The organism is Trichococcus ilyis, from assembly GCF_900109135.1.
Lineage (GTDB): Bacteria > Bacillota > Bacilli > Lactobacillales > Aerococcaceae > Trichococcus > Trichococcus ilyis.
Genome location: NZ_FNYT01000029.1, coordinates 23,538 through 37,761 on the forward strand (window position 1 = coordinate 23,538; position 14,224 = coordinate 37,761).

15 protein-coding genes are annotated in these 14,224 nt (G+C 40.4%); 11 read left to right on the top strand and 4 right to left on the bottom strand.

All coding sequences use genetic code 11. From position 1 onward, the window contains the following. Positions 1 to 16 precede the first annotated feature (16 nt). From BMX58_RS11965 to BMX58_RS12010, 10 genes are all read left to right on the top strand, one after another. Positions 17 to 1,111, top strand: a complete 1,095-nt coding sequence (locus BMX58_RS11965) for a bifunctional lytic transglycosylase/C40 family peptidase (protein WP_068624267.1) — start codon at positions 17 to 19, stop codon at positions 1,109 to 1,111. Between the two features lie 17 nt (positions 1,112 to 1,128). Next, entirely contained in the window at positions 1,129 to 1,794 is a 666-nt protein-coding gene (locus BMX58_RS11970) for a hypothetical protein (RefSeq protein WP_068624265.1), read from the top strand. 15 nt (positions 1,795 to 1,809) lie between these two features. Further along, positions 1,810 to 2,637, top strand: coding sequence for a hypothetical protein (locus tag BMX58_RS11975; protein WP_068624263.1), 828 nt, complete (start codon positions 1,810 to 1,812; stop codon positions 2,635 to 2,637). Between the two features lie 283 nt (positions 2,638 to 2,920). Continuing rightward, a complete protein-coding gene (locus tag BMX58_RS11980) occupies positions 2,921 to 3,241 on the top strand; it encodes a hypothetical protein (protein WP_068624261.1) in 321 nt (106 codons plus the stop codon). A 13-nt stretch (positions 3,242 to 3,254) separates the two neighbouring features. Continuing rightward, on the top strand, positions 3,255 to 4,529 hold the full coding sequence (gene mobP2 / locus BMX58_RS11985) for a MobP2 family relaxase (protein ID WP_068624259.1): 1,275 nt from the start codon (positions 3,255 to 3,257) through the stop codon (positions 4,527 to 4,529). Positions 4,530 to 4,543: 14 nt separating this feature from the next. Beyond that, complete coding sequence (locus BMX58_RS11990; protein WP_068624257.1) at positions 4,544 to 4,918, top strand: hypothetical protein; 375 nt, start codon at positions 4,544 to 4,546, stop codon at positions 4,916 to 4,918. Then, on the top strand, positions 4,915 to 5,151 hold the full coding sequence (locus tag BMX58_RS11995) for a hypothetical protein (RefSeq protein ID WP_068562541.1): 237 nt from the start codon (positions 4,915 to 4,917) through the stop codon (positions 5,149 to 5,151). The genes BMX58_RS11990 and BMX58_RS11995 overlap by 4 nt, the downstream gene beginning before the upstream one ends. A 15-nt stretch (positions 5,152 to 5,166) precedes the next feature. Continuing rightward, on the top strand, positions 5,167 to 6,534 hold the full coding sequence (locus BMX58_RS12000; protein WP_068624255.1) for an ArdC-like ssDNA-binding domain-containing protein: 1,368 nt from the start codon (positions 5,167 to 5,169) through the stop codon (positions 6,532 to 6,534). Between the two features lie 154 nt (positions 6,535 to 6,688). After that, positions 6,689 to 8,578 carry a site-specific DNA-methyltransferase gene (locus BMX58_RS12005; protein WP_068624253.1) on the top strand — a complete coding sequence of 630 codons (1,890 nt, stop codon included), beginning with the start codon at positions 6,689 to 6,691 and terminating at the stop codon, positions 8,576 to 8,578. 83 nt (positions 8,579 to 8,661) lie between these two features. Next, positions 8,662 to 11,328: a DEAD/DEAH box helicase family protein gene (locus BMX58_RS12010; RefSeq protein WP_084254005.1), complete on the top strand. Its 2,667-nt coding sequence runs from the start codon at positions 8,662 to 8,664 to the stop codon at positions 11,326 to 11,328. Between the two features lie 48 nt (positions 11,329 to 11,376). Here the strand turns inward: BMX58_RS12010 and BMX58_RS12015 are convergent, their stop codons facing one another. After that, complete coding sequence (locus tag BMX58_RS12015) at positions 11,377 to 11,847, bottom strand: JAB domain-containing protein (protein ID WP_068624249.1); 471 nt, start codon at positions 11,845 to 11,847, stop codon at positions 11,377 to 11,379. A gap of 51 nt (positions 11,848 to 11,898) precedes the next feature. After that, positions 11,899 to 12,177, bottom strand: a complete 279-nt coding sequence (locus BMX58_RS12020; RefSeq protein ID WP_084254002.1) for a hypothetical protein — start codon at positions 12,175 to 12,177, stop codon at positions 11,899 to 11,901. 660 nt (positions 12,178 to 12,837) lie between these two features. Here BMX58_RS12020 and BMX58_RS12025 point away from each other — a divergent pair. After that, the gene (locus tag BMX58_RS12025; protein WP_068624247.1) at positions 12,838 to 13,149 is read left to right on the top strand and encodes a BRCT domain-containing protein; all 312 of its coding nucleotides are present in this window, start codon (positions 12,838 to 12,840) and stop codon (positions 13,147 to 13,149) included. 141 nt (positions 13,150 to 13,290) lie between these two features. On the opposite strand, the gene BMX58_RS12030 is transcribed toward BMX58_RS12025, so the two are convergent. Both BMX58_RS12030 and BMX58_RS12035 read right to left on the bottom strand, forming a co-directional pair. Next, positions 13,291 to 13,533: a hypothetical protein gene (locus tag BMX58_RS12030; RefSeq protein ID WP_068624246.1), complete on the bottom strand. Its 243-nt coding sequence runs from the start codon at positions 13,531 to 13,533 to the stop codon at positions 13,291 to 13,293. A gap of 135 nt (positions 13,534 to 13,668) precedes the next feature. Further along, entirely contained in the window at positions 13,669 to 14,205 is a 537-nt protein-coding gene (locus BMX58_RS12035) for a hypothetical protein (protein WP_068624244.1), read from the bottom strand. Positions 14,206 to 14,224: the final 19 nt, after the last annotated feature.

Below are 14,224 nucleotides of genomic sequence, written 5' to 3' on the forward strand. Positions count from 1 at the left end.
GAGAAGGAGGAAACGTATGCACCATTCTTTTTATGCTTCCATGCAGTTATTGCAGCAGCCCCAAGTGTTATTAAAGAAAGGTTGGAAGGTCCTGGTCGTTTTGCTTCTAGGTCTAATGGTAGTAGCAGGATCCCTGGGAGGAGTCCTCTCAATTTTTATCGGAGAGAGTGAGAGTAGCACCGATAGTCAGGCACCAATCGGTTTTTACGGCGGCAATGTCGGGTTGAGTCCGGAGACAGAACAATACCGTAGCATGGTCCAAGAAGTATTGACCGACTATGGCATACCAGAATATGAAAGTGTGATTCTGGCTATCATTCAAGTGGAATCCAAAGGTCTGTTGGCAGACGTTATGCAATCCTCAGAATCAGCCGGTTTGGCACCTAATGCATTCACCAATCCACTGCAAAGTATCGAGCAGGGCGTGAAGTACATGAAGGCAAATATCGATTATGCGAGAGAACGTGGTGTGACGGATGTAGGTGCCTTGTTGATGGGCTACAATTTCGGGACCGCGTATATTCAATACATTGCACGAAATGGCGGGGTCCACACGCTGGAACTGGCAGAGCAATACTCCAAAAACATCGTGGCGCCTTCCCTTGGAAATACGACTGGCATTACGATGCCTTATCGAAACGCAATCAGTGAAGCGAATGGGAAGCCCTACATCTACTATAATGGCGGGAACTTTCATTATGCGGACTTAGTAGGACAATATTTGGTGGCCGGAACAGGTAATCAGGAAGCCATCAATGGGGATGTGCAACACTTACTGGACGTTTCGAAGCAATACTTAGGCGTGCCCTATGTTTGGGGTGGTAAGACGCCGAATGGGTGGGACTGCTCGGGCTTTGTCGGATGGGTCTACAAAGAAGCCTGGGGGATAGATGTCAGCACTTGGACCGTTACGCAAGCTTTGGTTGGTGAGCGGATTCCGGTCAGTGAAGCGAAAGCAGGAGACATGCTTTTTTGGGGTCCCACAGGTGCAGAAACGCATGTCGCCATTTATTTGGGAGACGGTACTTTTATTCACGCGCCGCAGCCAGGGGACGTGACCAAAATAACGCCTCTTCAATATTTTCAACCCGACTTTGCGGTTCGGATGTAAATCGTAGGAGGTAGGATATGAAGGAAAAAAAGATCTTTACAGTGATCTACTTGTTGCTATTGGTATCAGTTGTTGGGAATGTGATTTTCTTCGTCAACTGGCTAGGGAGTCACTCTAATCAAGAGAAAAAGAGTCAGGAACAAGCAGAACTGGTTACGGCATTGGAAGAAGAAAATACGCAATTAAAATCACGGATTGATGAACTCTTAACGACTGAATCGGAATCGGACTCTTCGTCCGGAGAAGAAAATACGCAAGCAACAGATCCTGTTGAAGAAGGAAAAACGACTGTCGGACTTCCTGGGTCAAACGAGAAGCAAGTCGCCTTCTTGGAGGAATTTGCTCGCTTGCAATTTGGAATGGGTGCCGATCAGCGGGCAGAAAATTTGGCACAACTGGGGACACTCATGAGTGCGGAAGCCTTCCAAGAAATGAACGGCAGTGTGGACGTTATACCGTCTGCCATTGGCTATACGATTGAAGTAGAAGAGACAGAAATTTATCGCCAGCTAGACACTGAAAATACAAATGAATATCTGATTGTCGTTCACCAAAAGACAAAAACTGATCAAGAGAATGCCACGGCTGTACAATCCCGATTGTATTATCGGGTGACGCTTGGCAACACAGCGGAAGGTACGTTTATGGTTGATGAGGTCAGTGCGTTGATGCCGTACCAGTAAGAAAGGAGAAGACTTGTGAGCGAACTAAAAATGAAATTTCAAGAGAACCCGCGCTATCTTTACTATGGCATCTTACTGGCGTACCTATTGAGTCTGCTAACCATTTTCACCTTGCGTGTCACAGCTGGATCAGGCGAAGTGAACGTAGAAACGAATCAAATCGGACAGTATGTTGGGGTTGGCCAAAACGACCTGACTGTTTCGGATCTCATTTATAATCCGGAAACCGGCATTGTGGAAGTCGATGTCTATATCAAGAAAGAGCAAAGCATGATTGACGACTTGCCAGCCTACGAATTTGCAGGTTTGGTTTTTACAGATACGGATACGTATTTGCCGCAAGAAATGATTCAAGTGTCAGAAAATTATTACGTGGTCTTCTTTGGAGATGTGCCAAAAGACTTTCAGGCACTCTCACTTACGGTAGCGGAAGTGAAGGAAGAGGACGCCAGCGCAGATCTGACGAAGATGCGTTACCTACAAGAAGATTTTAAAGTCGATCCGGCGTATGAAATAACAGAGGACACGCTGCATTACGAAGAAAAGGCTATTGCCTTTGAAATTTCGGAAACAGAAAATCAGATCGCGGCCAATCAAGAAGAGAGAAGCGCACTGAAAGAAAAAATCGAACAGTACGAAGAAAAAATTAAAGAGAACGAGGAAGAAAAGAAATATCTTCTGAGTGAAGAACAAGCGGAAATCGATTCTACCAATAACAAATTAGTGAAAGAAATCGTAAAAATGGAACAGGGCATAGCGGACTTAGGCAGACAGAACAGCCAACTAAAAGAAAAAATCGCCTTGGCTGAACAGAAGAAGGACGCACTCAAAAATACCGAGTGATTATTGGTAGATTGGCTGTAGAAGGGCTTCATAAAACTTATTAATTTTTGGATTTGAGGTTATTAAAACCTATTAAATGTTATGAAATCCTATTAAAAAGAGGGTTTTTAGCGCATTTTGAGCGGAGTAGGGGACACATCAGGCTTTGCCTGATATCAAGCGGTTTTCGAGGGATCGAGAAAACGTCAGCGGAGTGACCCCCTTATGCTCATGGAAAAATCTAGTGGATTCTTGGTTTATGGTTTCTAAAAGCTGAAAGGGATTGGATATTGGAGGTGTGTTTATGTATGCAAACAATAAAGTCGAAATCCGGGTATCGGGAGTGTCCCACTCTCTAAAGAAAGAATTATTCCGGATTGTGGAGCAGAAACAAAAAGCATTAGGAACGAAACGCTATTCCCTGTCTGACCTCGTGATTGAAGTGTTGGAAGAATATATCGGGAAGTCTTATGAGGAAGAGGCCCAAGAAGAACAACGCGAATTTTTGGGTGCTGTCGCAAAAGAAGTGGCGAAAATTGATTCTATCGATCAAAAGATGAATGTATTGATTCAGTCCTTAAATGCAAACACCGGAACGCTCCAAAAAGTTCTGAACGAGCTGTGAAGGGGGAAGGTCCATGACAATACCTGCCTTCGTTTTAAAATCAGAATTTGAATTACCAGGTACGAACGCCAAGGGATACGCCGGTATCGTCGACTACATGACGGATAAAGAAAAAGTAAAGAAAGGTGAGGCATACAACACGCCGGATTATTTTCCTGAAGGCATTCTATCCTACATGTCTGACGAGAAAAAAGCCAGTGGACTCTTTACGAAAGAAAAGGATTTTGTCGATAAAAATTCGATCCGGGAATTAAAAGAGAGCTATCAGCAAGCGGAACAAAATGGCAGCTTGCAATGGAAGTTTGTGGGTTCCTTTGATAATGAGTGGCTAAAAGAAAATCAGATCCTGGATCCGGATGGAGAGGTACGAGAGCAGACGCTCAAAAAGGCGGTCCGCGTCATGATGGAGCGCTTGATTAAAGAAGAAAAATTTATTCCGAGTCAAACGATTTGGGCGGCCTCGTTCCACCACAATACGGATAATCTGCATTTTCATATTTCGCTGGTCGAAAAAGAAAATTCGCGGGAATTGGTGAAACGGAGACAGAAAAAAATAGAAAAAACATTGTCACCTACGGGCATGCAAACGCGTTTTTATCGGGACCAGGGAGCGGAATCTTTACAGCCGAAAGGAAAGCTGAAGCAAACGACGCTGGAGAAAATGAAGAGTGCCTTTTTGAATGAGTTGACCCGGCCCAGTCGAAAGCAAATTCTCGAAAAACAAACGGCATTACGAGATACCTTGGTTCAAGAATTACAACTACCGCAAGAAACTTTTACGGAACGAAAAGAACTGCTACGTATCCTTCAAGTATTACCCCAGGATAAAAAGAAGTGGCAGTATAAAACGATCAGTAGAGAGCACCCGATCGCAAAGGAGCGAATAGATAGCTATACCCAACGGTATCTCCATAACTCCGGAAACAAAGTTGCTTTCCAACAAGTGTTGAAAGAAGAGGCGCGTTTCCGCGAGCGATTGTATGGAGGGAATCACAATTACAAAGAGAATCAAATGGCGGATTTGGAGTATCGGCTGGGGAATCGACTCCTAAAAGAACTGAAGGTGCAGCTAGAAGAAAAAAATAAATTGCGCAGTGTGAGCCGAATTTTACAGAAGAATCAGAAAGAAGACGGAACAAGTGAGATTCGTTTTACGTTACGTGATCGCCGAAGGTTAGATCGTGTCATGGGAGATACTTATCAGAAAAAATTGAATCTCTTATACTACGATCAAAATGAACGCGAAGCGGAGTACGTAAGGCATAGGCAAGAGTATGGATTGGAATAAAAAGGAGGGAACGTATGCATAAAATTGTATCGATCAGCCTGGACGAAAGGGTTGTAGACTTATTAGACGACGAAATTATTCGGGAACCAGACTGTCATAATCGGTCTCAGTTAATCCGGAAAATCATTCAGCAGTACTTTGCGGCTAAAGGAAATGTAGCAAAAAAAATAGAAACGAAAACCAATTTAGGAGAGCTAGAAAAAGAAGTGGCAATCGTGAAGCAATTAGTGGGGGCCTTGGTGTTTAATAGCTATTCCAATTTGGAAAGTACGGAAAGTGAAACGCCCCTATCGCTTTCCGCTACGACAGATTTACCTTTAATCGAAGAGAGTATTATTCATGAAGTACTTGAGAAAAAGTTGTCGAAAAAAAGTGAGGGGAAAGCATGAGCATACAACCAGTGCGCTTAGTCGCGATAGAAGAAGAGGAATATGTGGGATTCTTTCAGACGTTAGAATCCTACGATGTCGAGGATTCGACGAAAGATATTGAAGTGCCCATCTATGATTACAACGATTTGTGGGATCTTATTTTACAGGATTACTACCAACAGTTAGATGTCGTCTATTCCCTCGATCTAGAAAATAAGGTAGTCGTAGATACGCAAGTTACACTATTCTAAGGAGTGAAAAAGCATATGACTTACAGAAGAAAAACACCGCAAGAAATAAAAGCGGCTGTGCAAGAATTGTCTCAGGAAGCCAAAAATAAAGTGGAAGAGTATGCGCAAGACTCCGAAGGAATTCGTGCATATCTTACTTTTATGTCTAAATTTTACCAGTATTCCCCTAGGAATAATGCGTTGATCAAAGAGAGTTTTGAAGGGGCTTTAGCTGTGAAGGGATTCAAGCAATGGAAAGAAGAAGGATTTTCGGTACGAAAAGGCGAAAAAGCCATTGAAATTCTCATTCCAAGTATTGGTAAATATTACAAAGATAAAGAAGGGAAGCTGGTCCCCGTTTCGGCAGCAGATCCTCTTACAAAGGAGCGCATTCAGAATAAAGAAATTCCTGTAATGAAGCAGGTAGCTGGCTTCACCAAGGGGCATGTATTTGATATTACGCAGACGAATGCGGAGGAGAAGGACTATCCGGCGTATTATCCAAATAAACGGGTAGCATTTGAATTTAATGGAGAAAGCTTTGGAGCGTTCAACAAGGCCTTGGAAGGATATGCTCGGGAGACTGTCCAATCCCTTTCGTATCAACCTATCCCAACCGTGGCCAAAGGCTACTACGAGGTCGGAACACATAAAATTGTAATGAATAGTCGTTTAACCGATTCGGAGAAGGCGAAGACATTGATTCATGAATTGGCACACGCCAAAATGCATGGAGAAAACAGTCCGTATAAGGATACAACAACCCGAGAACAGGAAATGCAGGCAGAAATGACAGCCTATGTAGTCGCAAAATCATTTGGTTTGGATCCGGCAGATGAATCAATCCATTATGTGGCCAACTGGACAGGGAAATTTGCGGAGATTGAAGATGTCGAAAAGAATTTAGCGGCAATCCAAAAGACCGCCCGTGAAATGATTCAGGGGATTGATATGCACTATGGATTAGAGCTAGAAAAAGTAGCTGAGAAAAGTACCGTGAAAGAGGAAACCGAGATACCTGTTCCGGAAAAGGCAGATGAAATAAGGAAGCAAGATGAACGTGAAGAAGGTAAAGAACGGCCCGATAAACCGTATGTGCTCATTCAAAATATCCAATCTCTGACGGATGATGGTAAGAATCCAATTGAAAAGGGAACTATCTACACGGTAGAAGAGCTTGAGAAGGTTTTTGAGGAAGAAAAGGAGCAACCATTCAAAATCCGTTATCAGCTATTTGACAGTCATGCGACAGACCCAATTACAGATAAGAAGATGACCAAGACGATTTCACATTCCTATAAAAAAGGGACATTTACGCAAGCGTCTTATGATCAGATTGCGCAGCTGAAGGATAAAGGCGTTCAGCACACCATGCAGAAGGTAAATGAGAGGGAACTAGAGTGAAAAAAAGCAAGGTTCTGTTATAGGAGCCTTGCTTTTTTACTTTTTATATATGCTATTATATTAATTGATCTACTAATTCAATAGTTATATGTAGAATTATTGAGTCGAATATGAAATATACATAAAAATAGCACGACAAATGAAGGAGAATGAAATGGAGACGAAAATTAATCAAGAGATACACACGGCTCTAAGGCAGTTCGAGGATAGGTATTTTATCGACGGAATAGTAAATAAACAAAGAGTTATTCAAGATTTATATAACTACGATAGTGAATTGATTGCAGCAATGTTGAATAGCGACCTGTTGAAAGAAAATTTTACTATGCAGGTAGCAGATACGACAATTTTTCAGATAAATAATCTAATCGAACTATTTGAAGCCGATGAGTTCTGGAAAGACTCTTACACAAAATATTCAAAGAAAATCGGTTTGTCTTCGGGCGGTAAGTTCATTGATGAAACTACAGATGTGGTATTAGATTTTCCATACAAAGATACGGTTCTAAAGGCAAGTATGTCCAAAGAGGACACAGATAAAGAGGATTTGCGTCCAGAAGAGCCATTTTTGAATGAAGTTATAGCTAAAGAGGAAATAGACGTTCTGCTGGATAAGAAGATTTTTGTGAATACAAAACGGTACAGCGTTGAGGGGGAAGAAGAAATTGATCGCTTTACTGATGATAATCTAATTATTAAGGGTAATAATCTATTAGCCTTGCAAGTTTTGAAAGAGCAGTATGAAGGGAAAGTGAAATTGATTTATATAGATCCTCCGTATAATACTGGAGGAGATAGCTTCAAATATAATGATAGATTTAATCATAGTACTTGGCTTACTTTTATGAAAAATAGACTTGAGATAGCCAAAGAACTATTATCAGATGATGGGAGTATTTGGATTAATATTGATGATGACGAAGGTCACTATTTAAAGGTATTAGCAGACGGTATTTTTGGCAGAGATAATTTCATAAACACAATTATTTGGGAAAAGAAATATACAATTTCAAACGATGCAAAATTTTTTTCTGATAACCATGATTTAATTCTTGTGTACGGAAAGTCTAAACAAGATTGGATACCTAATAAACTCTCTAGAACTGAGAAAATGAATGCAGCTTATAAAAATCCCGATAACCATCCTAAAGGATTATGGAAAGCTACCCCATTACATGCAAAGAGTGGTTCTGATAGAGCAGAAAAATTTGAATATCAGTTTAAAAATGGGGTCGTGTGGACTCCTCCAGAAGGGACCTATCCAAGATTCTCTATAGATACACTGAAAAAAATGGATGATAATAATGAGATTTGGTTCGGGAAAGACGGCACGGCAGTACCTTCAAAAAAGACATTTTTGTTAGATTTAAAAAATGATGGTACTCCTAGTAGAACGGTTTGGAGGTTTGACGAAGTTGGGCATAATCATGAGGCTAGAGATGAAGTGAAAAAATTAAATAGTGATTTCCTTTTCTCAACTCCAAAGCCTGAAAGGTTAATCCAAAAAATTCTTCATATTGGTTCTTGTGAAAATGATATGATATTAGATTTTTTCATGGGATCGGCTACCACACAAGCCGTGGCAATGAAGATGAATCGTAAATTTATCGGAATTGAACAAATGGACTATGTCAACACAATCTCTATCCCCCGCCTTCAAAAAGTTATTGAGGGTGAGCAAGGCGGAATTTCTAAAGACGTTAGTTGGCAAGGTGGTGGAAGCTTTGTTTATGCAGAATTGATGGAGAAGAATACTGGATTCTTACACTCGATTATGTCTGCTAAATCAATGACTGAATTGCAAGAAATCTTTAATCGAATGTTAGAAACGACAGACTTTGATTTCCGAGTTAATTTAGATGAAGTGAGGAATACTATATGGCGGTTATCGGTTGAGGATCAGAAACGAACCCTAGTTAAAATTATTGATAAAAATCAGCTGTACTATAATTATTCTGAAATAGATGATATAAATGTTCGAGATTTGATTTCTGATACTGATTATGCCTTCAATCAAAGCTATTATGCAGAGCGTGGTGAGTAAAGGTGGAAAAAGTAAAGAAAGAAACGAAGCAAAAAATAAAATTACCCTTAAATAAGGAACTAGCGGAACTAGATACAAGTTTTATGAATGAACATTTAGGATGGGAACAACCTGAATATATCAATCAAAACATGGTTCACGAATTTCGGGGCTATCAAGAAGAGGCGTTACGTTATTTCCATTATTCCCAAGTAAATGAAGTCTTTAAATTCAGAAATATCAATCATGTACTGTTCAATATGGCAACTGGGTCAGGGAAAACAGATTTAATGGCAGGGTTGATTCTCTATTTGTATCAAGAGCATGACTATCAAAACTTTCTATTTTTTGTGAACACGAACAGTGTCTTAAATAAGACCATTGATAACTTGACGAATAAAAAATCGGAAAAATATCTGTATAACTCAGAGATTGAAATTGAAGGAGAGCGTATTACGATTGAACGTGTAAAAACTTTTCCACGGACTCAAAGTAAAAATACGATTTACATTAAACTGTCTTCTGTTCAAAACATAGCCAGTGATATTTTTACTCAGAGTGAAAATTCGATGGGAAAAGATGACTATGCTCGGAATAAAGTAGCTATTCTTGGTGATGAAGCCCATCATTACTCAGCTTCTACAAAGTCTGAAAAAGAATTGGAACAGTCATGGGAAAAGGCCATTTCAATTATTTTAGGCGCCCGTGAAGATAACCGGCTACTTGAATTTACTGCTACGGTTGATCTGGAAAATAAAAGCATCTACGAAAAATATAAGGATAAAGTAATTTATCGATATGCACTCGATCGCTTCATTCAAGATCGTTTTTCTAAGAATGTGAAACGAATCCAGTCGAGTAACACGGATGAGGAAAATATGCTGAATGTCGTGTTGCTGAGTGAGTTCAGAAGGCGCTATGCTCATGAATTATACAGAACCTATGTCAAGCCAGTGATCATGTTCAAGTCTCAAAGAATTGATGCCTCCAACGAAGCAAATCAAACGTTTAATACGTTGATTGATTCCTTAACGCCACAATTGATTCGGGAATTTCTTCTTCGTCAAGAACACGTAGGTAATGAAAGGGAGAGCGAAACGCTAAGTATAGCGCACGAATATTATCGGAAAAACGATTCAGAGTTAGATCAGATCGTTCGTGAAATTAAAAGAGAGTTTTCCCCTGGTCGGGTAATTAATGCAAACGATAGTGATCGCGGCGCAGGAATGCTTGAAAAGGGGCAATATGAGGCGTTGAATAGCTTGGAAAGTCCTGCCAACCTTTATCGTGTCATTTTCGCCGTAGCTAAATTAACAGAAGGTTGGGATGTCTTAAATCTCTATGATATTGTCCGTATCAGCAATTACAAAGATACAAAAGGAGACAAAAAGACTACTATGGCAGAAGCGCAATTGATTGGGCGGGGTGCGAGGTATAATCCTTTTATATTGGATGGCCAAAAACAATATACCAGAAGATTCGATGAGCGAGAAGATGTAACGCCGAGTCTCATTCTAGAAACTCTCCATTACCATACAATCAATGAGCCACAGTATTTAAAGAACCTTGTAGAAGCATTGAATGATATGAATCTACCGACAGGAACTGATGAAAAAAATCCTTTAATTGATATTAGAGTGAAAAAGAAGTTCACAAAAACGGATGTATGGAAATATGGAAAAGTATATTACAATCAATCCGTTGAAATCACAGATGATTATTACGATGGTCTAGATAAATATGGCATTGATAATCGTAGTGACATTGTCATCCCTTGGATTTTTTCTTCTCAAGAGGTTGGTTACAAAGATAATATCGTAAATGGAAATTATGTTAATACGAAAAACATGGCCATAGAAGTGGACCGGCGCTATTACGAAAAAGCTATGAATCGGTTGACCTTCTATCACTTTGATAATTTGAAAAGATATCTACCGCAGTTGCAGTCACGAGCGGAGTTGTTAGAAGAAAAATGGCTGAATCTTCATAACCGAACAATTTATGCGGTGACGCCAATTTCAATGAAGCAAGTTGATTTGACGCCGATGGAAAAACTTAAAATTATAGAAACGTATTTATTGGAAATAGCTCAAAAAATTAAAAAAGGATACAGCAATGAGCGCGGAACAGGGAAATTTATTGGCTATCCGGTCAAAGAATATATCACTGATTATCGCAAACGTGTACCCAATTACGATACTTCAAACCTTTTACGAGAGAGAAATCCTCAAAAAGTGCAGCGCTTTGTCATTGATGAAGACTATTTTGTATATGATTCTGCCATTATCAATTTGACAGAGAAACAATTAGTTGATCGGATTGGTGAACGAGTAGCAGAGTTGAAGAAACAATATTCAGATGTTTATCTGATTCGAATGGACGAGAATATGCACCGAGAATCAGCAAAGAATGCTGCTCTCAAGCTCCATCAGTTTAGCGAACACACGCAAGATGTGCATTTTGAACGGTTCCAACCGGATTTTATTCTATATCTTCAAAATGCTGAATTTTTTGTTCAAGTTTTCATTGAACCAAAAGGTATCAATCTATTGGAGCAGGAACAATGGAAGGAAGATTTGCTTACCTATATCAACGAAAATGAAGCGGAACTTCTCTTTGAAGATGACGTCCAGGGAGTAAAAATTAAAGGATTGAAATTCTATACTATAAATGATGGCAGGGGAACAATGAAGCAATTGGCTCAGGTTGTTCTAGGACATGATTTTGATGGACTTACAATGCATAATCAGATTGAATTACAGGACGAATAAAAAAATTTAAGAGAGGGCAGACTAATCATCTGACCTCTCTTAAATTTGTTATAGTATCCCATACTCTCTCAAAGAGAGCCATTCCTTGCCAGAGACAATGATATGGTCTAGCAAGTCGATTCCAAGGACACTTCCGGCTTCTTCCATGCGTTTTGTGAAGATAAGGTCCGCTTCTGAGGGCTCTGTGTTGCCGCTGGGGTGGTTATGATAGACTAAAATCCGGGCGCCGTTGTTAAGTAAAGCGCTTCGAAAGATTTCTCGCGGATGCGCCACACTTGTATTTAAACTTCCTGTGAAAACACGGTGAATCGCGTTGATTTTATTTTTCGTATCCAGAATAACCACTAGGACTACCTCCTGGGCTTCGTCTCCAATCTCGGTTGCCCCGAACCGGCCCGCCTCATGGGTGGAAGCAATGTTATCCTGGTATTGTATGGGGCGTTCCATTACGATTTGTTTCACGCGTACAATCTCCGTAACCACTTCCTGTTTCCATTCCACTTTAACTTTTTTAGTCATATTCTTTTCCTACTCTCTCTCAAATTTCAAAACGGAAAATTCTGCCTTATGTTATTGGTAGGTGACTTTTTTAATGTCTTCTTGGCCCATTTGCAAGGGAATCAGGATGGGCAACAATTCTCGTTTCAACCATTCTTGGTCCGGTACATTATTCAAAAAATTCCCGAATGTAGTGAGGACTAATTTGTTAAATCCTTTCACAATAGCGTAATTTTCATAGGGAAGGGCTCCGGCTACAATGTGGGCAATGGTTTCCGTGTCTGCTTTAATTTTTCCTTTGTAAATTCCGTGGATATAGACACTTACTAATTCTGATTTTCCTTCAGTCATTTTATTTCCTCCTTTTGTTTTGTGACGCCTAAGCGAGAGCTAAAAGCTGAATTTTTTCCGTTTTGTTGGCTAGCCAGTGATCATGAGGATAAATCGAAATCAAGAAAAAAGAGCCTCTTGCCACTTCAGTGGGTAGAGACTCTTTAGACAAAAAGTTTTTTTGGATTGGACGCCAGGGAGTGAGAAAAAAGTTTTTGCGGTTCTTGATTTTGATTTCTGTTCCGGGATAGCAGCATGTGGGACCGAAGGAGGGGCCTCCCGCATGTCGGTTGCCATGGAACAGTCCGAAATGGTAAAGCCCTGATCCGGCTCCGCAGGATCGTTCAGGGCGTATGGCGACTCAAAACGAAAAAATGATTACGAACTGCCTTTGTTCTTGTGTTTTTGAAAAATCGACTGTGAGGATGGGAGAGTTTTTGTCAGTTGGTGGATAAGGGATCTGTGTTTGAATTTGAAAAGGCCTCAAAACCCTTTATTTTCGCTCCGTTTTCTTTAGAAAACCTTATTTAAGCTTTCCTTTTTAAATAAAGAGTAAATTTCTGACCAGGAATCAGAATACATGTTCGACGCATGTTGCGAACCCCCTTCCGATAGCGGTAAAATAGAAGAAAAGAACGGATCTGATTAGCAGATAGCTTGTGAAAAAGGGGGGGCGCGCATATGTTGCGGGGCGAAAAAATTGTATTTACGGGTAAATTGGATACGTTATCGCGGAAACAAGCGCAGGCATTAGTTACTGCCTTAGGAGGAAAGCCGCAAGTTGCCGTCACCAAAGATACCACCATCCTTGTGGTCGGAAAGGCGAGTACTAATCTGTTTCAAGAAGATCCGCGAAGTCTGAAGATGCAAAAGGTGGATACTTTACAACAAGAAGGCCACTCTGTTTGTGTTTTGTCCGAGCAGGCGTTTCTGGAAAAAGCCCTGTTACATCTAAATCAAGTAGTGGGGATCATGAAAGGGAATCGTGGATAGGAATACCGCTGTTTAATTTTCGAAGGTTTAACTATCTTACAGAAATGAAAAAGAAGGAATAAAGCCTGATTTAGTCAGCTTTGTTCCTTCTTTTTTCGTAGTAGATTTTGATAGGTAGTCCCTATGAGTATCCGACCGCTGCTACTGCTGGTCGGCTTTGTACTTCAATAATTGTGATTGGAGTATCTTTAGTGCTTCGTTCAATCCGCTAAGACGGCCCTCTTCACTATCCAGCAATGCATAATGATCAGAGAATTGCTCAATCGGTGCACCCGAACGTAATTGCTTATGTAGATACGTCTCTGTCGTTTTGATAGTAGCCTTACTAGTTGCAATCTTAGAACAAATCTGATCCACTACTTCCGCATAATGTTCCAACTTCATGATATCCCCCCCTTAAAATTAAGTATACGCTTTCTTAATCAGGAAAGAAATAGTTCAAAAACTAGAAAAAAGCGCTGAACAGCAATACTCTGAAGACCTATTTCGGTGGTGTCTAGATATCACAGCTGCCGCTGACTACTCTATCCATTCCTCGCTCTGATTGAAGTCTTCAATCCAGGTAATTTCCGTATCCAAAGTATCATTTTCTTCAATAGGGGAAGATGTTGGATTAGGATTCTTTCCGGCTATTTGCATTCGATTATTTGTAAAGACGTGAATCTGGAACCATTTTTCCGCTTGTAAAAGCTGTATATTGCGAATAGATTCCAGTGAAATCCATTGATTGTTAATGAAGATTTTATTTCCCGTAAGAGAGCCTCTGAAATGCCCTACTATCGATTCAGTTTGACGCCCGAGGGAATCTTTTTGATTCAATTGAATGGATACGGGTCTGTTTTTCTGCAGAGCCTCCGCTAATACTTCGTCAATTTCACTTGCATTCATTTGAGCGAGGATAGGGATATCCTTCAGAGCCTCTTCTTTTCCAGCAGAAATGGACCTTGTCAGTTCTTCCATTGAGAATGCCGTTAACCACTTAACCATGCCTCTATCCTGGTAGTCGTTGTACTCTTCAAATACTTTCTCTGTTCGCTTTCTGGTTTCCTTTATCATACTTTCACCTTCCTATAGC